Origin of the sequence: Actinomyces denticolens, from assembly GCF_002072185.1 — a bacterium.
Classification (GTDB): domain Bacteria; phylum Actinomycetota; class Actinomycetes; order Actinomycetales; family Actinomycetaceae; genus Actinomyces; species Actinomyces denticolens.
This window is the reverse complement of record NZ_MVIW01000013.1, coordinates 1-22,427: the sequence shown is the minus strand read 5'-3', so window position 1 is coordinate 22,427 and position 22,427 is coordinate 1. Positions and strand designations below refer to the sequence as shown.

Below are 22,427 nucleotides of genomic sequence, written 5' to 3'. Positions count from 1 at the left end.
AGTGATGTCCTTACGCAGACGCCGACCGCGCCGTCACTCCTTGGGGGCGGCGGCGATCTCCTCGTCGAAGCGGGCGGTGAGCCCCGACTTCGCCTTGGCGGCCGCCGTGAAGTCGTAGTCGACGAGGGTGAGGGTGGACAGATCCACGCTCTTGTCGCTCGGGGTGGCCTCCGGGTTGGTCAGCGCCTGGTAGGAGCCCACGGTCTGCCCGACGTTCTGCGCCTTGGCGGAGATGGCCCAGTCGATGTACTTCTGCGCCGAGGTCTTGTGCTTCGAGCCCGCCACGAGGGCGACGCCGCCGACCTCATAGCCCGTGCCCTCCTTGGGGAAGGAGACGACGAGGTCGCTCATGCCCTCCTCCTGGTACTTCACGCAGTCGTGGGAGAAGACCAGTCCGACGGCGACCTCCCCGCGCCCGGCGATCTGCCCGGGGGCGGTGCCCGACTTGGAGTACTGGAGGACGTTGTTGTGCATCTTCTTCATGTAGTCCAGGCCGGCGTCCTCGCCGCCCAGGCGGGTGACCTGCGTCCACAGGGTGGTGAACGCGGTGCCGGAGGTCGAGGGGTGGGCGGTGGAGATCTGGCCCTTGAGGGCGGGGTCGAGGAGGTCGTCCCAGGAGTCGGGGACCTCCGCCCCGAGCTTGTCGAGCTGGGTCTTGTTGGAGCAGAAGCCGAGCGCGCCGATGTACACGCCGGTCCAGTTGCCGTCGGCGTCCTTGTACTGGGCGGGGATCTTCTCGGCCTCGGGCGACTTGTAGGCCTCGATGAGCCCCTGGTTGACGGCCTCCCCGTAGCCGTCGACGGGGCCGCCGTGCCACACGTCGAACTCGGGGCTGTCCTTGGCCGAGGCCAGGCGGGCCACCGTCTCGCCGGAGGACAGGCGCACGTAGGTGGCCTGGATGCCGGTGTCGGCGGTGAAGGCACTGGTCCAGGCCTGGCACAGGTCCTCCATGGCGCCGCAGGCGATGGTGATGGGGCCATCGCCGTCGCCGCCGGAGGATGAGTCGGTGGTGCCCGCGCATCCGGCAAGGCTGAGGCTCGCGGTCAGGAGAGCGGCGGCGGTGGCGCGGCGGAGAGGGGAGCGCATGGGGTTGCCTTTCAGTCGTCAGCGGCGCCTCATTGCGCCGATCGAATCCATCATGATCCGTGAGCGTCGTCACGATCCATGCCTCGACGATCACGGACGGTGACAGTGCTGTCATGAATGCTGTCATGCATTCCGTCCCGCACGCGGTCGGGCTTCACGCTCCGTCGAGCCGGGGCATGAGGTAGCCGCGCCCGCGCGCGGAGACGACGATCTCCGGGCTGATGCCCCGGGCCTGGAGGTGACGGCGCAGGCGGTAGACGGTGGTGCGCACCATCTCCCTGCCCCCGGCGTCGTCGCTCGTGCCCCAGACCTCCCCGAGCAACTCCTGCCAGGTGAGGACCGCGTCGTGGCGGCGGGCCAGCGCCGCCAGCAGCCTGGCCTCGGTATCCGGTAGTGGGATGGAGCGTCCCGCCCAGGAGACGCGGCCGGTGAGCGTGGAGACCCGCAGGGGCCCGTTCTCGATCGCCTCCGGGCCCGCCCCGGCGCGCCGGGTGACCGCGCGGGCCCGGAGGGCGAGCTCCCGGGGCGAGAAGGGCTTGGCCACATAGTCATCGGCCCCGGCCTCGAGCCCGGCGATCCGGTCGGGCTCATCGCCCAGCGCCGTCAGGAGGATGATGGGCGCTCCGATCCCCGCCGCCCGGATGCGACGGCACAGGTCCACGCCGCTGGTGCCGGGGAGCATGACGTCGAGGATGACGAGATCGATGGCATGAGCGGACAGGATCGCCCAGGCCCCTTCGGCGCTGGAGGCGCTCAGGCAGGTGAAGCCCTGGGTTTCGAGCGCGAAGGTGATGATGTAGACCATCTGCGGCTCGTCGTCGACGACGAGCGCGGTGAGCGACGGCGGGGCCGGCGTCCCGGTCATGCTGGTCGGCCCTCCTTCGGCGGTGCGCTGCGGCGCAGGGGGAGCGAGAGGTAGACGGTGGTGCCCCTGGCCATGATCGTGTCGATGAGCACGCCTCCATCATGCGCCTCCATGATGCGCTGCGTGACGAGCATGCCCAGGCCCGCCCCTCGGCTCGCCGGGGCCGCCAGGGGGTTGGTCGTGGCGTAGGGCTCGAAGGCGCGACTGCGCTCGTGGGGGGTCATGCCCGGGCCATCATCCATGACGGTGATGAGCGCGTTCTCGGCCTCGGCGCTCACTCGCACCGTCACGGTGCCGTCCTCGGGGGAGTGGCGCAGCGCGTTGGTGACGGTGTTGGCGATGGCCTGGCGAAGGAGGCGGTGGTCGGCATGCGTGCGGATCGGGCGGCCGCGCTCCTCCAGTCGGATCGGGTTGCTCGCCGTGCGGCGCATCTCCTGGATGAGGTCGCGCACGAGGCCGCGCAGCTCGACGTCCGCCAGGCGCAGGGAGAACAGTTCATGACCCAGGCGGGCCTCGGTGAGGAAATCCTCGGCCATCTGCTGGGCCTGGCGGGCGTTGTCCTGGATCGTGTGGACGAAGCGCCGCTGCACCTCGTTGAGCTCCCCCGGGGTCTCCTCGGCGAGGAGCTCGGCCGAGGCGCCGATGAGGGCCAGCGGCGTGCGGATCTCGTGCGCCAGGACGTCCCGCGGGGTCGCCCGGTCCTGAGCGGCGGCGCGCAGGCGCTCGTTGTCCAGGCGGGTCAGGCGCAGGAGGCGGCGCTGGCGCGCCGCGATGCCGCAGGCCGCGGCGAGCGTGAGGCACAGGGCGACCAGAAGCGCGGGAGTCCAGGCGCTGGGCATGGGGCCATTGTGCCGCCTCGCCCGGGAGCACCCGCGCCGACGGGTGCGCCCCGCACTGAGAGGAGCCGCCCGCACTGAGAGGAGCCGAATGCACCGACAGGAGCGGGTAGGTCGCACCTGTCGGCGCATTCGGCACCTGTGGGGATGGAGTTCAGGCGATGGAGGCCCGGTAGACGCCGTCGATCGTGGCGGCGAGAGTCGCGTCGAACTCGTCCTGGGACTGGCCGTCGCTCAGGCCCTCCAGCAGGGCGCGGGAGAAGGAGGCGATGAGGCCGGGGTTGCGCGAGAGGCGCTCATTGGCCTCCTCGCGCGGGTATCCGCCGGACAGCGCCACGACCCGCGCCACGCGCGGGTGCGACATGAGTGGGCTGTAGAAGCCGTCCTCTGAGGGGATGGTGAGCTTGAGCATGACGACGGCGTCCTCGGGCAGGGCGTCCAGGCCCGCCATCAGGGCATCGCGCAGCAGCGCCTCGGCCTCGGCCTTGTCCGGGGCGTCGATGGAGACCTCGGGCTCGATGATCGGCACGAGCCCCTTGTCCAGGACTCGCCGGGCCACCTCGAACTGCTGATCCACCACGGCCGTGATCCCGGCGGGGTTGGCGCCGTGGATGACCGAGCGCTCCTTGGTGCCGAAGATGCCCGCGGCGAGAGCGCGGTCGAGCAGGGAGTCGAGCTCGGGGATGGGCTTCATCACCTGGGCGTCGTCGGCGCGCTCGGCCAGGCCCTTGTCGATCTTGAGGAAGGGGACGATGCCCTTGACGTCCCACAGGTACTCGGCGGTGGGGCGGCCCTCGATCTGGCCGTCCATGGTGCGCTCGAAGAGGATGGCGCCGATGATCCGCTCGGAGGTGAAGGAGGGGGAGGTGATGACTCGGGTCCGCATGGCGTGGACGAGGTCGAACATCTCCGCGTCGCCGCTGTAGCGGTCGGCGCCGATGCCGTAGGCGGCCAGGGCCTTGGGAGTGGAACCGCCGGACTGGTCGAGGGCGGCGATGAAGCCGGGCGCGGTGCGGATGCGGGCGAGCTGGTCGGGGTTGGTCATGATGCCTCCTCGCAGGGGATCGGATCTGGTACGTGACATCCTAGCCGAGAACGGTTATCATTATGGTGTCGGCTCCAGTGGTGCGGAGCTCAGGGTGGCCGCCGCCGGAGGGTTCTTGCAGCCCTCGGCGGCGGCCACCCCTCCATCTCCCACCCCACCCCCCTCCCCTCCCCAGCGCGCCGAGACCGGTCGAAAACGCCATCGAAACCGGTCGATACGGGCATCGAGACCGGCTCGGAGCCGCTCGTCGCGCTCCGTCGCGCCGCTGGCCTACGCTGATGCCGGCGGCGCCCGGCCGCCCCGAGCGCCCCGGCCCTGAAGGAGCGATGCCCGTGCCCGCCGCCGACCACTCCTTCTTCTCCCCGCAACCGATCTCCCCCGCCGTCGCCCGGATCGTCGCCGACGGGCTCGACGAGGACCGGATACGCTCGGCCCGGGAGCAGTGCGATCAGGCCGCCGAGCTGGTCGACCACGCCGCCCTGGGGCGCGCGGACCTGGCCGCCGTCGTCGACGCCGTCTGGCTGGGGGAGTGGGCGGCCACCATCCCCACCTTCACCGATACCCCCGCCCCCGCCGTCGCCGCCCGCCGTGCTTGGAGGGCGGGTCTCGACGGCGCCGGCGACCTCCTCCTCCACTCCGGCTGGCTCGTCCACCTCGAGACCGACGACGAGCTCGTCGTCCGGCTGCGCGCCCGGCACCCCGCTCCGACCGGGCAGGCCTGGCGGCGGCGCGCTGCGGTGTACACGCTGGTCACCGCCCTGCGCTCCGGGCTGGGGGAGTGGGGGGACGCCGGCATGGCGCTCGACGCCGCCAGGCAGAGCTGGGGCCGCCGGTCGGGCACCGCTCAGGCGATGGCGGCCATGATCGTGGAGGATGTGCCCGCCGCCCAGCAGATCCTCATCGGGGCCGGGCGTCGTGCGGACCGCGCTGCGGAATGGGAGCACGTCATGAACGGCGGCCTCTTCTGACCCCTCCGGCCGTCGCCCACCGCTCGGTGGGCACCGCCGGGACCGCCGTCCCGGCATCCCGCCGTCCCAGCGCCACGAGTCCCGTCCTGGCCCGGGGGTGTCGGGCGGAACTGCCCCCGACGGCGTCGCGCGAGCGTGTGGGATGCGAAATCCAGCACATATCCGGCCAAACGCCGTGATGGTACCGTTACCTTCAGCACCGCTTCACGAGTAGTGCGGCCTCGTCCGAGGATTGAGGACAGCGGCGTCCCCTGCCGTCGCCGTCGCTCTCAGAGACGGCGCGTCGCGCTCCCGGGCGCCGCCCCGTCTCCTCCCTGACGCATCCCCGAAGAAGGACACCGCCATGCAGAAGATGACCCCCGACCTCCTGGGCATGGCCTTCACCCACCCGGTCATCCAGGCGGAGGTCGACTCCGCCGGCGTCATCACCATCAACGGCCAGGAGGTGACGCCCGTCGACGGGCAGGCGCCCGCGGTGACCTGCATCAGCGCGGCCGTGTGGTTGGTGGGCACGCAGTACGGCGACGGGGTTCTCGCCCCCATGCATGTGCGGGTCGGTCAGGACTCCCGGTGGTACGTCCTCAAGGGGGACATCACCGGGGCGATCCTGCGCGGTCCCAACGACACCAACTTCAGCCCCATCGACCCCTTGGACGCGATGGCCTTCGCCTCCGACGACCAGTGGGAGGCCCTTGGCGCGGACGCCCACAGGACGTGGACCAGCGCGGGAGCCCCCGCCCCGGTGGACATCGACCCCGACGAGGCCCTCGCAGTCAGCGGGCCCCCCTCGATCCCCGGCGCCATGGGCCCCGGTGCGGTCGGCGCCACCGAGCCGGCGGGCGGCGGGGCCGCGCCCGCCGCGGATCCCGGGCCGGTCTACTGGCTCCCCCCGGAGCAGCAGGCCCCGCCCTCCCCCCAGGTGGCCTCGGCTCCTCAGGCGACGTCGGCCCCGCAGATCCCGGACACCCGTGGCTACCCGACGGCGTCCTCCGCGTCCTCCGCATACGGGTCCTACGGGGTGATGCCGGCACCCCGACCGGCAGCGCCCCTCGCGCCTCCCGTGCCCCCCGCCTCTCCCGCCATCCCCGCGGCGTCCTCAGCCGCGCCCGCCCCCGCCCTCCGCTCCCCAGGCGCGCCCTCCCCCGTGGATCCCGCGTCGGCCGAGCGGGCGGAGCTGGCCGAGCAGGCGGAGGCGGAGCCGGTGGGACTCGCGCCCGATCCGGTGGGGTCAGTACCCGCTCCGGTGGAGCCGGTGCTCGAGGCCGCCGAGGCGCCCGAGGCGGTCATCGCCCCCGATCCTCTCGACGGCCCGCCATCGGTCCGGCCCATCCCGGACACCCGGCCGATCTCCGTCCCTCGGCGGTGGTCCCCCGAGCCGGCCGCCGAGACGCCCGCGCCGGCCGAGGGGCAGTGGACGGCGTCGCCCGAGCCGACCGCCCAGCGATCGCCCTCCCCCGAGCCGGCTCCCCCGCACGGCTCCGCGCTCCACCAGGACGATTCCGTCAACCCCGCCCGCCCCGACTCGCAGGTCCAGGAACCCGCGCAGGCCGCGCCCGCGGCGGAGCCGTTCGCCCCCGCGCCCGCCGCCTCGCCGCGCGACTGGAACCAGCCGATGAGCGGCGCGGGACCGTCGGCGCCGTCGTACCAGTACACCTCCCAGGCCCTGCCGTCGAGCGGGGACGGAGCCGACGACGAGGCGCCGGGACGAACCGACGGGCACCGGGTCCGCCGGCGCGCCATCCTTCTGGGTGGTGGGGTCATCGGCACGGCGGGCGCCGTCGCCCTCCTCGTCAAGGTGATGGCGCCGTCGGAGTCCACAGCCGGGTCCGCGTCGACGACGCCGCGACCGAGCGGGACGATCGCCCTGCCCTCGCACTCCGCGCCGTCGCCGCTCAGCAGCAAGGCTGTCTGGGAGGCCGAGATCAAGCCGCAGACGAGCCCTCTGGCGCTGAGTGATGGTGTGGCCATCCTCACGCCGGGCTCGACGCTCGACGTCCTCGACGTCAATGGCGCGCCGGTGAGCAGCCAGAGCGCTCCGGCCGACGCCCAGGCGCTCGTGCTGGGCTCCATGGGAGGGAGCGCGGCGATCTGGGCCGTCGCCCCGACCGGGATGTCCTGGTACCCGCTGACCGGCACCTCCCTGGGAGCGCCCACGAGCGTCACCCCGCCGCAGGGGGCCACGGTGAGCTGGGTGGGGGGCAATCCGCTCTTCACCCTGCCGAACTCCTCGGCCGCCGGCGTCGACAGCCAGGGCGTCTACACGGTGACCGTGCCCAGTGGGCATACCGCTACCGCGGCCACGGACAGCCATGTCCTCGTGGTGGACGGCAACGCCCACTACTCGCGGATCTCCCGCGCGGGCGCCGTGGGCGAGGGGACGCTGGTCGGCGACGGCGGGACGGGCGCGGCCCCGGCCTACATCTGCACGGTGACCGCCTCGCTCGTGGCGGTGGGCTGGAATGACGCGACCGGCGGCACCCTGGGCCTGTTCAGCGCCGACGACGGCACCCGCCTCGCCTCGATGTCCGGGCTGGACGTGACGACCCTGCCCGCCAGCGTCATCGGCTTCCCGGAGAGGTCGATCCACGCGGTCGGACAGGTGATCATGACCACTGGCGATCAGCCCTCGATGACTCAGGCCGCTCTCGCCCCGGCGACCTGCGACGGCGCCTACTACTACGGCCAGACCGCATCCGAGCAGTGGCTCTACGCGCAGATGTCCGATCCGACGACGACCCAGCCGATCGACGCCGCCTCCCCGGCCATCCCGTGGGGAGGCGCCGGGGACTACTCGTTCGTCGTCGACTCCGATGCCGCGACGTGGAAGGTGTACGCCCTCCTGCACTGAACCGCGTGAACCGCGTGAACTGCACGAACTGCACAGACCTGCGCTACCGCCGACGCGCGGACCCTGCTAGCCTCGTTATCAGCCCGTGACACTCCACCCTGGGAGATCCTGTGAAGCACCCCATCGCCGGGAACGGCGCCCTCGCCCTTGCCATCGCCGCCTCCATCGCGGTTATCAGCCCGTCGGCAACTGCCGATGAGAGCCCGGAGCCGGGCGTTGACGCCCCCGCCGACCCCGGTGCCCAGAACCACGGCGATCGGGCCGCCGACCGGGCGGGCGCGCAGGACGAGGCCCGGCAGGACGACCGGGGCGAGCGAGGCGCGGACCCCGCCCAGCCCCAGGACGAGGGGCGGGCGGGCAAGCAGCAGGCCGAGCCCCAGGACGACGAGCAGGACCGGGGCGAAGGCGCCGGCGGTCAGAAGGGCGCCCCCCAGGACCGGAACGCCGAGCGTCGGGACGCGGCCGATCCGCGGGAGCGCGAGGATGGCCAGGACGCCGACCCGCAGGCCGATGACGAGGACGCTCCCGAGGGCCGGAACACCCCCCGGCACGATGACAACGCCCTGCGCCCGAGGACGCCCGGGAACCCGGACGTCCCGCAGAACCCCGAGGACCGCGACGACCAGGACGACCCGCAGGGGGACGCGGACCGCGACCAGGACGCTCCCGAGGGCCGGAACACCCCCCGGCACGATGACAACGTCCTGCGCCCGAGGACGCCCGGGAACCCGGACGTCCCGCAGAACCCCGAGGACCGCGACGACCAGGACGACCGGCGGGGCGACGAGCCCCAGGACGGGGAGGCACCGAACCCCGCTCCGCGGGCCAATCCGGGTGAGGACAGGGCCCCTGAGGCCGACCCGAACACCGATACCAAGCAGATCGTCGACGGCCGGGCGGAGTTCACCATTCCGGCGGGAGCGGGAGGTGATCTGGCCCCCCAGCACGAAGAGGGCGTCGGCACCTGGTCCACCGATGAGAACGGGAAGGTCGTCTTCACCCCGGGCCCCGACTTCGAGGGCGAGGCCTCCGCGACCTACATCGGCGCCGATGGCATCCTCCGCACTCTCACGGCGACCTCCCACGCGCCGGCCCCGGACGCGCCCGGGGAGCCCGGGGAGCCGGATACGCCCAGGCCTCAGCCCGAGCCGAAGCCCAACCCGGGGCCGGACGCCCCTGATCCCGCCCCCTCCCCGGGCCCCGGCCCGGAGAACCCGGGGCCGCCGCCCCGACCCCGCCCTGAGAACCCCGCCCCCCTGCCGGAGAACCCCGGCGATGATCTGGGCGGCGGCGACGGCGGTGGCCAGGGCCTCCCGGACGACGACGCTCCCGGGATCCCCGCACCGGGGCTTCCGGGGGACCCTGCCCCACAGGCTCCGGCCCCGCAGGCCCCCGCCCCACGGGCTCCGGAGGCACCTTCCGCTCCTGAGATCGCGGGGCCCGCCGCTCCGGCCCCGCAGGCGCCCGCCCCCCAGGCCGACCCCGGTGCCGCAGCGCGGGGCGCTCTCTCCCTGCCCGGCGCCACGAACCCCGGCAGCGTCGTCGCCCCCGCCTCGCCCAACCCGGTCCCGGCCGGTCGTGACGGCTCGGCCAACGCCGTCGGCCAGGTCCAGCGCGACGCGACCAACCCCTCCGCAGGTAGCACACCCAGCCCGCTGGCCTCCAATGCGGCCCCGAACCCCGTCCCGCAGGGCAGCACCGGCCCGAGTCCGACACGGACCCCGCGCTCGACCTCGACGACCAACCCCAGCGGCGCGCCGTCGTCCGAGTCCGGTTCCCAGCAGGCGGCCCCGGCCACCCAGGCGGCGGCTCCGAGCGAGCAGGGCACTGATGGATTGGACATGCTCCCCTGGATCCTCACCCCGGCCGCCCTGGTCGGCGTCGGAGGAGCGGCCTGGTGGTTCATGGCGGGCAGGCGCTCCGCCGCCTGAGCGTCCGCGCCCGGTGAGCGAGAAGCCCGGCGAAGGGCGCGAGGGGCGCTGCGGGGAGTCTGCGGTGGTACGGATGGGGCCCGTCGCCGTTGACGGGTCCCTGGGTCCAGGGTCGCACGCTCCGGAGAGGGTTTCCACCGGCCGCGAAAGCCACCTGGGCAAACGCATGGAATCCGCAAGCTTTCAGCAACGGAGGCGCTGGTCGTTGCCGAGCCGAGACGCGAGGCGGACTCGTCCGATCCCACACAGGGGCCCCGTTCATGATTAGGCTTGCCCCCGTGAGTTCGTCCTCCGCACCACGAGCCGATCAACGCGTCGCCGTGGTCATCCCCGCCAAGGACGAGGCCGACCGCATCGCGGCCACGGTCCGCGCCTGCCGCGCCATCCCGCGAGTCGACCTCGTCGTCGTCGTCGATGACGGATCCACCGACTCCACCCAGAGCGCTGCGCGCTGCGCCGGTGCCGTCACCGTCCGCCACTCGGTGAGCCGGGGCAAGGCCTCCGCGATGGAGACCGGCGCGGGCGTCGTCGCCATGCGCGACTACGAGGACGGCCCCACCCGCCTCCTGCTCTTCATCGACGGCGACCTCGGCGACTCCGCCGCCGCCTGCGCCGACCTGGTCCCGCCGGTGCTCGACGGCGCTGCGGACATGTCCATCGCCGTTCTGCCCAAGCAGGCGGGCGCCGGCGGGCGGGGCCGCGTTGTGCGCGCGGCCCGCCGCGCCATCGCCGCCACCACCGGCTGGGCGCCGATCGCCCCCCTGTCCGGCCAGCGCTGCCTGACCCGGGCCGCCTACGACGCCGCCCAGCCCTTCGCCGAGGGCTGGGGCGTGGAGGTCGGCATGACCATCGACGTGCTCGTCGCGGGCCTGGCCGTCATCGAGGTCCCCTGCGATATCCAGCACCGGGCCTCCGGCAACGACATGGCCGGCAGACTCCACCGCGCCGCCCAGTACCGCGCCGTCATGCACGCCATCGCCCGGCGCAAGCTCCGTGGCCGCCGCGTCCCGGTTCACCGGCGCGACGAGGACGCGATCCGCGCGCAGGCGCCCTTCGTGGCGTTCCGGGCGGTGCGTCCGGCCGGAGACGAATCCCCGATGGCCGGCGGCGACGAGCAGGGCGCCGATCGTCAGGCGCCGGCCGAGGCCGATCCCGTTGCCCAGGACTGAGCCGTCGAGCGCATAAGCGCTCCGCGGGTCTCAGGCCCGCTGCTCGGGCCCCGGGCGCGTCGGCATCAGCTCCAGCGCGATGAGGGGCGCTGCCACGGCGGCTGAGATCACGGCCATGGACGGCCCCGAGTCATTGAGCAGCGTCTCGACGACGACGAGCACTCCCAACCCCGCCAGTGCGGGCCTCACCCGGTGCGGAGCGGTGGCGGATCCCGCGGCGAGCCACTGGTAGGCGGACCGCCCCTCGCGCCACGCCCGGCGCTCCCGGGCCCCCCACCATGCCGCGCCGACGACGGCGATCAGTCCCACCGCCAGTGCTGCGAGGGCGAGCGCACTGCTGAGGAAGGGCGCGACAAGGGCCCCGGCCTTGCGCCCCAGCGTGCTCCAGGCCGAGCCGTCGGTCAGGTCCGCCGCGAAGCGCCCCAGGTGGGTTCGGCGATCGGCCGGGCGGGTGAGATCGAGCCCCGCCAGGATCGCCCCGACCGCCAGCATTCCCGCGCCCGCCCCCAGGGCGGGCCGCAGTCGGCCCCGACCGTTCGGCCGCGGGGCGACGAGGGCGACGGCCAGCACCACGAGCACGGGCGCGAGTGTGAGCGCGCCTCCCAGATCCGCGCCGAGCCAGGGCGCGCCGTCGAGCACCAGCGCTCCGCCGCCCGCGAGCGCCACCATGCCCACCGTCCAGCCGCGGCCCTCGGGCATGATGGGGCGCAGCGCGGCGAGCGCGATCACGAGCGCGGCGGAGGCGATCGCGAACCCCGTGTTGGACATGCCGTAGAAGCGGCCCGCGACCACGGTGTCCATGCCTAGGGCGCCGTTGAGTGCCAGCGGCGCCCCGAGGGCGGCGTCGAGCAGCCAGGCCGACGCCGTGAGCGCCGCGACGAGCCCCGCGGGGCGCACGGGGCGCACGGGGCGCGCGGCGTCCACGGCCCGAGCGGCGAGCGCGACGAACCCGGCGAGAGCGCCGCCGATGACCAGGATCGAGGCGACGGCAGCGGCCACGGCGGCCGATGAGGGCTCGCCCGCCGACGCCCCGGCGCGCCACCAGGGAATGGCCCCGGACAGGAGCGCGGCGAGCGGCAGGCACGATGCCGCCAGCGCCGTTGCTCGCAGGGCCGCCGGCGCGCGCGGCGGGCGCGGGCGCCGCAGGGCGAGGGCGGCCGTGAGCGCGAGCGCCCCGGAAGCGACGATGATGAGCAGCGCGGATGGGATCGTGGACAGATGGGAGGCGCGGGCGCGCAGGGCGTCGTCGGCGAGCCGGCTCACCGCGCGAGCCCCTGCGGAGTCGGTGACGCCCGCGGATGGGGGAGGGGAGTCGGGCAGGGCGAGAGCGCTGCCCGTCATCCGCGCGGAGGCGCTGCCCGGGCGGGGGCTCCCGGTGAGCGCGGCGAGAATCGTGGGAGCGAGGTCGGTGAGCTGGATGAGCCCTGCCTGGTGGGTGGACTCGCCGACGAGCAGCCCGCCGTCGCGGCCCCGCGGGGAGGCGGTGCCCGCGGGCAGGATGCCGATCTGTGGGCCGGGGCTCTCGGCGTCGGCGACGGAGACGATGACGACCCTCGCCCGCGGCGTCGCGGCCAGGACAGCCTCGCGGGAGCGCGCCAGGGACGTCACCCGCTGCTCGGCGGTGGCGGCCCCGATGGCGGTGTCGACGAGGACCAGCCCGCTGGGGCCGGAGGCCAGGAGGGCCTCGAGGCTGTCGCCGGGCGTGGCGGCCCCGCCCTCGGCGGCCAGCGCGAGGGAGGCGGTGTCCCCGATGGCGGTGGCGGGCACGCCGGCCTCCGCCAGGGCGGTGGCCAGCGCCCCGGGGCGGGCCCCGTAGCCGGAGTCTCTGGAGGCGGCCAGGGCGGATGCCGCGTCCGGGGCGCCCAGGCAGGCGGGGGCGCCCGGGGCGGATGCGGCGCCGGGGGGCAGGGCGCGGGCGCGGGACCCGGCGCCGAGGGTCAGCCAGCCGTCGGCCGGGCAGGTGGCCGGGTTCGCCGAGCGCACAACGACATTGACGGGCTCGCCGCCGCCCGCGGCGTCGAGGAGGGAGCCGGCATCGCCGGCGGCGGGGGAGGAGGAGCCCGCGATCTCGCGGAGGCCTCCCCAGCTCAGATCGCGGGTCCCCAGTACGACGATGGGGGCGGGCGCAGCGGTCCCCTCGGCCTGCCGGGCGTCGGGGGGCGCCGTCGTCGGGGCCTGGGCGAAGGCGGTGGCAGCCATGCCGACCATCGTCAGGATCATCCCGAGGACGGTGAGCAGGATGATGCCGTGGACCACTGCGCGCGCGAAGCGCTGCTGGGGGTTCCGCCGTCGCCTGCTCACCCGAGAAGCCTACGGCCCCCGCGCGAGACCGGTCGAAGTGGCGATCGAGACCGATTCGGAGAACCGGTCTCGATCGCCACTTCGACCGGTCTCGGTGGGAAGAGGTCAGAGACCGTAGGCGTGAACCGCTCGGGTGACGGTCACCTCCGGGTCGCCGCTCCCCGACAGCTCGACCGTCCCGGAGAAGGTGTATTTCACCGTCCGGTCCTTCGGGTTCTTGTCCCACGCGGAGGGGTCCTTCCGGTAGGTGAAGACGATCGTCCCGCTCTTGAAGATGGAGGCGTCGTTCATGGTCACCGTGCTCGCCGGAGTCGTCACCGAGAGCGACGCCAGGTCCGTGGCCTGCAGCTCGTCGGGGCAGAGGCTGTCGATATTGGTCGGCGGCGTCACGCAGCTCGTGGCCTTCTCGTTGATCTTGGTCAGGACGTACTGCTTGAGCTCCTCGGTCGCCTCGCCCTCGACGGCGAGAAGAGTTCCCGCCGAGGCGCCGCTGTCGCCGGGCAGGACCGTGACCGAGGATTCGTCAGTGGTGACATAGGTGGAGGTCGCCGACGTGCTGGCGACGGGGTAGATGCCGGGGTACATGTACTGGGTGGCGGTTCCGCCGGTGCGCTCCGAGGACGTCAGCCCCTTCGAGCCCTTGTTCGGGTTCTCCAGAGCGACCTCGGTGCCGCCCACGCTGAGGCCTCCCAATGACTCGGAGGACAGCTGGACGGGCATGGCCAGCGAGGTCTCCACCTTCCAGTTGTTGAGCAGGCCGAAGGACTTGTCCTCGGAGGACACGGTGAAGATCTGGGTGAACTGCTCGCCATTGAGGGACAGCGTGGCCTCGACCCGCTTCTCGTCGTCCCCCTTCCCCTTCTCCTCGACGTCGACCACCGTGATCCGCGACGTCGCCGCGGACATGGCCGAGTCCGTCAGGAGCGCGCGCTGATCGTTCGACACGCCTGGGTCCACCATGGCCGTGGCCTCGGAGGCATTCCCGGCGGCCACGAGATCGAGGTACTTCTCGACCGCTTTCTCGGGGGAGCGCCGGGAGTTGAGCACCTCGACCGCGACGAAGACGCCCATGAGGAGCGCGAGGCAGCCGACGACGGCGCCCGTGATGAGCTTGAGGCGACGGCGCGACCGGGGGCTCATGGGGGTCGGGAGGGCCGGCGCGGGTGCAGCGGCCCCCGTCGCGAGGGGCGCGCCGACCGGGAAGGTTCCCGTGCCGGGAGTGAGCGCGGAGGTCCCCGGCGGCGGAGGCGTTGCTGGGGCGGCGGGATAGACGGCGGGCGCCGTCGGGAGCGCTCCGGTCGCTGGCAGGCCCGCGACCCAGCGGTCGACGGTGGCACCACCGCCGATGAGGCGCAGCAGTGAGCCCGCATTGGCGTGGAGCAGGCCTGGGATGTACTCGGCGAGCACGGAGATCACCAGCAGGATGAGCGCGAGTGCGAGCGAGGACCACCACGACGAGCCGAGGGAGAAGCCCGCGCTGCCGGACGCCAACTGCGCGATGGAGACGCCGATATGAACCCTCAGAGGGACCAGCAGGTGGAGCGCCACGACAGCGAGGACGAGACCCACGACCGGCAACTGCCAGACGCGCTCGAAGGAAGGCGCGGCCAGGCGCCGGCGGCGCGCGCCGATGCGCGCCGCGGCCACCACCAGGAGCACGAGGACCGCCAGGAACAGCAGGGCCGACCAGCCGCCCAGCGCATCCCAGGCCAGGCTCGTCGTCCTCCCGGCGTCGGCCGGGATGTCGTCGAAGATGCCGAAGATGTCGCGCCGACTCGCGGAGAACGATGCTCCGCCGAGCGTGCCCAGGCTGAGCGCGTAGACGAGCAGGTTGCCCAGGTAGACGGGGATGACGAGGATCGCGGGGGCGGCGTCGTTGAGCACGGCGCCCACGATGGCGCCCAGCACGGTGACGGGACCGAGGACCACGCCGACCGCCCAGGCGAGCCCTCCGAGCTCGCGTACCACCTGCTGGACGGCCCCGGGGGCGCGCGCCAGCAGGGCGCTCCCGGCGCGCGCGGCCGTCAGCGCGCCGAAGACGAGGACCCAGACGATGAGGAGGATCCACACCGGTGAGGCGTGGATCTCGCCCTTCTCGAGGTCGCGGTTGATGCCCTCGCCGGACAGGGAGACGATGCCGGTCAGGAGACAGGCGACGACGGCGACGGCCAGCGCCTCCAGGGCCGCGCGCAGGGCGACGGCGCCGAACGGCGCCCAGGACTCGTCCTGGTGCGCGCGGCGGCGCGCGAGGAGGTGCACGAGAGCGGCCGCGGCGGCCAGCGTGCCCAGGGGGAGCATGGACGCCCCGATGGATACCGATCCGTCCGAGCCCCCGTCGATGCCGCCCGTCAGGTGCCCGCCCAGGCTGTAGCCCATGGCGACCACGAGCAGGGAGGCCCCGGACGGCGCCTTGTCCACGGAGGACGTGATGGCCACGAGGATGAGGATCGCGGAGATGAGCGCCGTGCCGAGCACTGCGGCGAGGGTCAGCAGGAAGGAGATCTGCGCGGGCGCGCGGCCCAGTGGCGACACCGCTTGGGACACGATGCCCGGCGGCGCCTGGAAGGCCGATGGCTGAGCGGGGTAGGGCTGGGGCGAGCCCTGCGCTTCCTGATGGGGCGGGGGCGGGGCCATGGGCATCGGGCCCTGCGTCTCAGTTGCCTCGTCGGAAGAGTGGGACTGATCGTCTGGAAGGGTGGAATCGTCTCTCATCATGCACCTTCGGAATTGAGAGTGAGGCAGGTCGCATATTGTCATGGTTCATCCCCCGCCGTGCGGCGAGTCCGCATATTGGGGCGCTCCACTCCCCCCCCCGTCCCCCTTCGCCGAGACCGGTCGATAACGTCATCGAGACCGGCTCGGAGAGCCGGTCTCGATGACGTTATCGACCGGTCTCGGCGGACGGCGGCGACGCGCTGAGACGGGCGCGGATACCCTCGGGACCATGAGCGCTCCTGTCTGGTCCTTCCTCGGTCCCGCCGGCACCTTCAGCGAGATGGCCCTGCGCGCCGTCGCGCCCGCGGGCGTCGACGCCCAGCCCTGCCCCGATGTGCCCACCGCCCTGGACCGGGTGCGCGAGCGCGAGGCCGCCTCCGCCGTTGTCCCCATCGAGAACTCGGTCGAGGGCGGAGTCAACGCCACGATCGACAACCTCATCGCCTCCTCCCCGCTGGTCATCACCGCCGAGGTGGCCATCAACATCACCTTCGTGCTCGCCGGTCGCGCCGGCACCCGCCTGGAGGACGTGCGGGCCATCTCCACCCACCCCCACGCCTGGGCGCAGTGCCGCGGCTGGGCTCACGCCACCCTCCCCGACGCCGTCTACGTGGCCGGCACCTCCACCTCCGCCCCCGCCAAGGCGCTCGCCGAGGGCGCCGAGGTCGGCTTCCAGGCGGTCCTGTGCAACCCGCTGGCCGCCCAGCAGTACGGCCTGAGCGTGATCGCCGGCGGCGTGGCGGACAACCCCGACGCCGTCACCCGCTTCGTCGTGATCTCCCGCCCCGGGCGGGTCTCCGAGCCGACCGGCGCTGACAAGACGACCCTCATGGTCCAGCTCCCGCACGACCGCGCCGGCGCCCTGCTCGACATGCTCGAGCAGTTCAGCGCCCGCGGGGTCAACCTCTCGCGCATCGAGTCCCGCCCCGTGGGCGACTCCCTGGGCCGCTACCGCTTCAGCATCGACATCGAGGGGCATATTCGTGAGGAGCGCGTGCAGGCCGCCTTCATCGGCCTGCACCGGACCTGCCCGATGGTCCGCTTCCTCGGCTCCTACCCCCGGCTCGACGGCCGCCCGGTGGTGGTCAGCGCCGGCACGAGCGACAAGGACTTCATGGTGGCCCGCGCCTGGGTGGCCGACGTCCTCGCCGGCCGCACGCTGTAGGCCGCCTCAGCCCGTCCCGGCTCTTCCCGGTGCATCCCGGCTCATCTCGGCCGCGGCACGCGGACGACGACGGCGCTGGGCTCCACGCGCGCGCGCACCCGCCTGGCGGGGGCGAGCAGCTCGCCGTCGATCTCCAGCGGCGCGGGCCCATCCAGCCCCACCACCACTTCGCGCCCGCGGCTCAGGCGCACCTCGGCCAGGGCCCGCCCGGGCGCCGAGTAGCGGGCGGGAGCGGGCGGCAGGACCTGGCGGGCGAGCGAGGCCCATCCGGCCAGGCCGCGCCTCGCGTCGATCACGGCCACATCGAGCGCGCCATCGTCCATGCGGGCCCCCGGCAGCAGTCGGATCCCGGCGGGAAGCCGGCCCGAGTTCGCGATGAGCAGGCAGCGGGCGCGGGTCCTCTCCCGGGAGCCCTCCCGGGCCCCGCCGTCGACGCTGATGCTCATCGGCAGGCGGGGCGCCCCCAGGCTCCGCGCGGCCGCGATCGCGTAAGCGCCCCAGCCGGCGCGGCGCTTGAGCCCGGCGCGGGTGGCGGCCACGAGCCGGGCGTCGAATCCGATGCCGGTCACCACCAGGCAGGGCTCCGGGGGCGCTCCGGCGGCCTCGAGCGCGTCCGTGCTCACCCGCAGCAGGTCGATCGGCGCGGCCCAGTGCCCCTCAGCGCCGGCGGCCAGGCGCAGTGCCGACCACCGGCGCAGCGGGATGCCGAGGCCGCGGGCCGCGAGGTTCGCCGTGCCGAGCGGGACGATGCCCAGCTCCACCCCGCCGCGGGCGCCGTCGGCCGCGGCCAGGCCGTCGGCGACGGCCCGAACGGTCCCATCCCCGCCGACGGCGATGACCAGCCCTGCGCCGGCCTCCACGGCCCTTGCGGCCTGGCGGGCCCCGTGCTGCTCGGGGGTCGTGGTCGCCCAGGCGACGCGCCCCCAGCCGGCGCCGCGCAGCTCAGCGTCGAGGGCGGCGCGCAGGCGCGGCGTCGCCCCCCGCTTGGAGGGGTTGACGACGACGCAGGCCAGCCCGCTCATGCGGTCGCGATCGGATCGGCGCGGCCGTCTCAGGCGCTCTCGGCGGGCGCCGTGGGCTCCAGAATCGGCAACCCGGTCGACCGCATGAGATCGGTGCCGATCTCGGCGAGCTGGGCGAAATCCTCGGTGCGCGAGGAGGAGGCGCGGTGGACCAGGGCGATGTGGCGCACCGGTGTGGGGGCGGCGAAGCGGGCCACCCCGTGGGCGTCCGTGCCGCCGAGCAGGCTCAGCGCGCCCTCGGGGATGACGGTGATGCCCACACCGTGCGCCACCATCCGCATGACCGTGGACAGGGTGGTCGCCACCGCGACCGGGGGGCGGTTGCCGTAGCGCTGGCACAGGGCGAGGGTCTGGTCCCGCAGGCAGTTGCCCTCGTCGAGGAGGAGGAGGTTCTCCTCGTCGAGCTCCTCGGGGGAGACATCCTCGCGGCCCGCCCAGGGGTGATCGGCGGAGGTGAGGATGACGAGTGGCTCGTCGAACATCGGCACCGCGGTGATGCGGGGGATGTCGGAGTCGACGGCGATGATGGCGGCGTCGAGACGGCCCTGGCCCAGCATGTCCAGGATGTCCCCGGTGACCATCTCGCGCATCTCGGGCTGGAGCTGCGGGTGGTTCTCGCGCAGGCCGTCGAGCAGGACCGGCGCGATGTAAGGGGCGAGGGTCGGGATGACCCCCAGCCGCAGCGCCCCGGTCAGGGCCGCGCCCTGGTTCGTGACGGCGTCGGAGAAGGCCTCCGCCGCGAGGACCGCCTCGCGGGCGTAGGACAGCAGGGTCTCGCCGAGGGGCGTGACGAGCACGCGCCGCGTGGTGCGCTCGACGAGCTCCCCGCCCACCCGCTTCTCCAGGGCGGTGATCGCCTGCGAGAGGCTGGGCTGGGAGACGCCGAGGGTGGCAGCGGCCTCACCGAAGTGCTGGTGGTCGCACAGTGCGACGAAGGCGCGCAACTGCGAGAAGGATGGCAGCGAGGAGGAGGGCATAGCGATTCCTGGGGTGAGGATGGGGCATGTATCGGGTTTGGGAGTGTCGAGGGATCCGGGGCACGCTCGTCCGCGCAGGGACGGGCCGCGTGGGGGTCGGGCGGCCCAGGGAAGCCGCGTCGGACAGGTGAGCTCGCAGGTGGAGCCGCTATTGACCTCACTATAGGCGCTTTTCCAATGAATGCAGAAGTTTTCTAAGGCGCCTCGGAGTGTCCATGCGCCCAGGCGGGCAGCGCTCACCCCGGGCGTGAGCGGCACCGCTGCGGCGCCTCGCCCCGCGCAGGATCGACGGCGCGCCCCGACCCGGGCGCTGGCTACACTCGGTCTCATGATCGATCTGCGCGAGCTCCGCGAGAACCCAGAGCCGTACCGCGCCAGCCAGCGCGCCCGCGGTGCCGATACCGACCTCGTCGACCGCATCATCGCCGCTGATGAGTCCCGCCGCTCGCTCCTGGGCGCCTTCGAGGCCCTGCGCGCCGAGCAGAAGAGCATGTCGAAGGCGATCGGCAAGGCCTCCCCGGGGGCCGAGCGCGACGCCGCCCTGGCCAGTGCCAAGGAGCTCGCCGAGCGCGTCAAGGCCGCCGAGGCCGCCGCGAACGCCGCCGCCGCCGAGCTCGACGATCTCGCCCGCCAGTTCCCCAACCTCATCGCCGGCGCGCCCACCGGTGGCGAGGACGACTACATCGTCCTGCGCCACGAGGGCGGCGAGCCGCGCGACTTCGGCGCCGAGGGCTTCACCCCCGCCGACCACCTCGCCCTCGGCGAGGCCCTGGACATCATCGACACGCGCCGCGGCGCGAAGGTCTCCGGCGCCCGCTTCTACTACCTCAAGGGCGCGGGCATGCGCCTGGAGCTCGCGCTCATGACCGCCGCCCTCGACCTGGCCGGCCGCCACGGCTTCACCCCCATGACGACGCCGACCCTCGTGTCCCCCGCCGTCATGGGCGGCACCGGGTTCCTCGGCGCCCACAGCGACGAGATCTACTACCTCCCGGCGGACGACCTCTACCTCACCGGCACCTCCGAGGTGGCCCTGGCCGGCTACCACACCGACGAGATCCTCGACCTGGCCGCCGGCCCCAAGCGCTACCTCGGCTGGTCCACCTGCTACCGGCGCGAGGCCGGCGCCGCCGGCAAGGACACCCGCGGCATCATCCGCGTCCACCAGTTCAACAAGGCCGAGATGTTCTCCTACTGCCGCCCGGAGGACGCCGAGGCCGAGCACGCCCGTCTCCTGGCCATGGAGGAGGAGATGCTGGCGCTCGTCGGCCTGCCCTACCGGGTCATCGACACCGCCGCCGGGGACCTGGGCAGCTCGGCCGCCCGCAAGTTCGACTGCGAGGCCTGGCTGCCCACCCAGGAGCGCTGGATGGAGGTCACCTCCACCTCCAACTGCACCACCTTCCAGGCCCGGCGCCTGGGCATCCGCGAGCGCCGCGAGGGCGGCACCGCGCCGGTGGCCACGCTCAACGGCACCCTGGCCACCACCCGCTGGATGGTGGCGATCCTGGAGAACCAGCAGCGCGCCGACGGCGCCGTCGTCGTCCCCGAGGGCCTGCGCCCCTACATGGGTGGCCTCGAGGTCATCGAGCCCGTCGAGCGATGAGCCTGGACCGGTCGCGGCGCCCCGAGGCGGGGGCGGCGGGCATGCCCGGCCCGGGCGAGCCGTGGGATGCCGTCGAGGAGGTGCGCCCCTCGGGCGCGCCGCTGACGGATCTCGACCCCGACTCCGCGCCGGGGCTCAGCCTCGGAGGGGCCACGCACTACCCGGGGCCCGCGGGGGCCCGTCCCCTGGACGATGACGCCTACGCCCTGCTCGTCGCCAACCGGGTCGAGGCCATCGCCCCGATCCTCGACGCCACGGGCCCGGTCGGCGCGTCCACCCCGCCGGCCTTCCGCCCCGCCCTGGGGCCCGGCCTCATCGTCGCCCTCGACGTCGACGGCACCATCCTCGACCGCGATGGGCGCGTCTCCGACCGCGTCCACGCCGCCCTGAGCCGCCTGGGCGCCACCGGCGCCCGGATCGTCGTCTCCACGGGGCGCAGCGTGTTCGCCTCCCTGCCGGTCGCCCATCACATCGGGGTCCGCCACGGCTGGATGGTCTGCGCCAATGGCGCCCTGACCCTGCGCCTGGACCCCGGCCTGGAGGGTGGCCACGAGGTTGTGGACTCGGTGACCTTCGACCCCACTCACGTCATCTCCACGCTGCGCGAGGCCATCCCGGAGGGCATCTTCGCCGTCGAGGTCCCCGACGAGGGCTTCCTCGTCACCCGGCTCTTCCCCGACGGCGAGCTTATCGAGGACCAGCGCGTGGTCAGCCATGAGGAGATCGTCTCGCGGCCCGTCAACCGCGTGGTGCTGCGCGCACCGGCCATGAGTCTGGAGGACTTCACCGACCTCGTCCGCGCCACCGGCTCCTCAACCGTCGAGGAGTACTCGATCGGCTGGACCTCCTGGCTCGACGTCGCCCCCGAGGGCGTCTCGAAGGCGACGGCGCTCGCGGGCCTGGCCGCCCGCCTGGGCACCGACGCCTCCCAGGTGGTGGCCGTGGGGGACGGGACCAATGACATCGAGATGCTCCGCTGGGCGGGCCTCGGCGTGGCCATGGGCTCAGCGCCCGAGTCCGTCAAGGCGAGTGCCGACATCATCACCGAGTCCGTCTGGCACGATGGGTGCGCAGCGGTCCTCGATGCCCTCGTCGACCTCCTGACCGCCCGATCCTAGTGGGCCGCTGAGAGAGAAGAACCCTGATGAGCCCCATCGTCCGCCGTCCCGAACCCGCCCGGAGCGCCGGGGGTGCCCGCATCGCCGCCGGCGCCCCGGGCGTCGCCGATGCCATCGGCTCCGGCGGTGGCCCGGTCCCGCCCCGTCCCTCACGCCGGGCCATGGGGGCGACGGCGCTCGTCCTGGCGGGCGCCGCCCTGGTCGGCTGCGCGCCCAGGGGCATCGGCGGGGCGCAGGCCAGCGGCACTCCCGGCTGCGACGTGGACCCGGCGCTGCGGGGCACCTCGGTCACGCTCACCTCGCCGCTGACGGGCGTCGAGGCCGAGCGCCTGGAGGCCTCCCTGGAGGCCTTCACGGTCTGCACCGGCATCAACGTCGTCCACACCGGCTCCGACACGCTCGAGGAGGACCTGCGCGCCGGGCGCCATGGGGACCTGGCGATCATCCCCCAGGCGGGGATCATCGCCGAGCTCGTGGCGGACGGCCAGTTGGTGGCCCTGTCCAACCAGGTCGGGGCGAATGTGGAGCTCGGCTGGGAGCGCACCTGGGGCGAGGCCGGGACCTACGACGGCACGCTCTACGCCGCGCCCCTCATGGCGGCCGTGAAGTCCTTCATCTGGTACTCCCCGTCGGCCTTCTCCGAGGCGGGGTACAAGGTGCCCACCACCTGGGCCGAGCTGGAGTCCCTCACGAAGGCGATGGCGTCGGCCGGCGCCGCGGGGGCCACGGCCGGCCCGACGGCCGCCGCGAGCGCCACCGCGGGCGCGCCGGCCGC

At 73.7% G+C, this 22,427-nt stretch carries 16 protein-coding genes; 8 read left to right on the top strand and 8 right to left on the bottom strand.

Features of this window, described 5'->3' with window-relative positions:
- Nucleotides 1–33: 33 nt before the first annotated feature.
- From B1H55_RS05160 to B1H55_RS05145, 4 genes are all read right to left on the bottom strand, one after another.
- A complete protein-coding gene (locus B1H55_RS05160; RefSeq protein ID WP_077240775.1) occupies nt 34–1,086 on the bottom strand; it encodes an ABC transporter substrate-binding protein in 1,053 nt (350 codons plus the stop codon).
- A 154-nt stretch (nt 1,087–1,240) separates the two neighbouring features.
- The gene (locus tag B1H55_RS05155) at nt 1,241–1,951 is read right to left on the bottom strand and encodes a response regulator transcription factor (protein ID WP_077240774.1); all 711 of its coding nucleotides are present in this window, start codon (nt 1,949–1,951) and stop codon (nt 1,241–1,243) included.
- Complete coding sequence (locus B1H55_RS05150; RefSeq protein WP_073452813.1) at nt 1,948–2,790, bottom strand: sensor histidine kinase; 843 nt, start codon at nt 2,788–2,790, stop codon at nt 1,948–1,950. The genes B1H55_RS05155 and B1H55_RS05150 overlap by 4 nt, the downstream gene beginning before the upstream one ends.
- Nucleotides 2,791–2,941: 151 nt before the next feature.
- The gene (locus tag B1H55_RS05145) at nt 2,942–3,832 is read right to left on the bottom strand and encodes a fructose bisphosphate aldolase (RefSeq protein WP_077240773.1); all 891 of its coding nucleotides are present in this window, start codon (nt 3,830–3,832) and stop codon (nt 2,942–2,944) included.
- A 332-nt stretch (nt 3,833–4,164) separates the two neighbouring features.
- On the opposite strand from B1H55_RS05145, the gene B1H55_RS05135 reads away from it, so the two are divergent.
- The 4 genes from B1H55_RS05135 (at nt 4,165) to B1H55_RS05120 (ending at nt 10,748) form a co-directional block, all read left to right on the top strand.
- Nucleotides 4,165–4,800: a hypothetical protein gene (locus B1H55_RS05135; protein ID WP_143221400.1), complete on the top strand. Its 636-nt coding sequence runs from the start codon at nt 4,165–4,167 to the stop codon at nt 4,798–4,800.
- Nucleotides 4,801–5,143: 343 nt separating this feature from the next.
- On the top strand, nt 5,144–7,648 hold the full coding sequence (locus B1H55_RS12505; RefSeq protein ID WP_080461618.1) for a hypothetical protein: 2,505 nt from the start codon (nt 5,144–5,146) through the stop codon (nt 7,646–7,648).
- A gap of 110 nt (nt 7,649–7,758) precedes the next feature.
- Entirely contained in the window at nt 7,759–9,579 is a 1,821-nt protein-coding gene (locus B1H55_RS05125) for a hypothetical protein (RefSeq protein ID WP_080461617.1), read from the top strand.
- Between the two features lie 260 nt (nt 9,580–9,839).
- The gene (locus tag B1H55_RS05120) at nt 9,840–10,748 is read left to right on the top strand and encodes a glycosyltransferase (protein ID WP_073452823.1); all 909 of its coding nucleotides are present in this window, start codon (nt 9,840–9,842) and stop codon (nt 10,746–10,748) included.
- 30 nt (nt 10,749–10,778) lie between these two features.
- Here the strand turns inward: B1H55_RS05120 and B1H55_RS05115 are convergent, their stop codons facing one another.
- Both B1H55_RS05115 and B1H55_RS05110 read right to left on the bottom strand, forming a co-directional pair.
- Nucleotides 10,779–13,049 (bottom strand): hypothetical protein, encoded by a 2,271-nt coding sequence (locus tag B1H55_RS05115; RefSeq protein ID WP_143222410.1) that lies wholly within the window; start codon nt 13,047–13,049, stop codon nt 10,779–10,781.
- Between the two features lie 105 nt (nt 13,050–13,154).
- Nucleotides 13,155–15,683 carry a hypothetical protein gene (locus tag B1H55_RS05110; protein ID WP_143221396.1) on the bottom strand — a complete coding sequence of 843 codons (2,529 nt, stop codon included), beginning with the start codon at nt 15,681–15,683 and terminating at the stop codon, nt 13,155–13,157.
- A 310-nt stretch (nt 15,684–15,993) separates the two neighbouring features.
- On the opposite strand from B1H55_RS05110, the gene pheA reads away from it, so the two are divergent.
- Nucleotides 15,994–16,929 (top strand): prephenate dehydratase, encoded by a 936-nt coding sequence (pheA, locus tag B1H55_RS05105; protein ID WP_080461615.1) that lies wholly within the window; start codon nt 15,994–15,996, stop codon nt 16,927–16,929.
- A gap of 41 nt (nt 16,930–16,970) precedes the next feature.
- On the opposite strand, the gene B1H55_RS05100 is transcribed toward pheA, so the two are convergent.
- The gene (locus B1H55_RS05100; protein ID WP_077240764.1) at nt 16,971–17,951 is read right to left on the bottom strand and encodes a diacylglycerol/lipid kinase family protein; all 981 of its coding nucleotides are present in this window, start codon (nt 17,949–17,951) and stop codon (nt 16,971–16,973) included.
- A 29-nt stretch (nt 17,952–17,980) separates the two neighbouring features.
- Entirely contained in the window at nt 17,981–18,928 is a 948-nt protein-coding gene (locus B1H55_RS05095; RefSeq protein WP_073452828.1) for a LysR substrate-binding domain-containing protein, read from the bottom strand.
- Nucleotides 18,929–19,256: 328 nt separating this feature from the next.
- On the opposite strand from B1H55_RS05095, the gene serS reads away from it, so the two are divergent.
- The 3 genes from serS to B1H55_RS05080 all read left to right on the top strand — a co-directional run.
- A complete protein-coding gene (serS, locus tag B1H55_RS05090; RefSeq protein WP_077240763.1) occupies nt 19,257–20,534 on the top strand; it encodes a serine--tRNA ligase in 1,278 nt (425 codons plus the stop codon).
- On the top strand, nt 20,531–21,652 hold the full coding sequence (locus tag B1H55_RS05085; RefSeq protein ID WP_077240762.1) for an HAD family hydrolase: 1,122 nt from the start codon (nt 20,531–20,533) through the stop codon (nt 21,650–21,652). Before serS ends, B1H55_RS05085 begins: the two co-directional genes overlap by 4 nt.
- 26 nt (nt 21,653–21,678) lie before the next feature.
- Nucleotides 21,679–22,427, top strand: a 749-nt coding sequence (locus B1H55_RS05080) for an ABC transporter substrate-binding protein (protein WP_240494180.1), incomplete at its 3' end; no start/stop codon positions are given.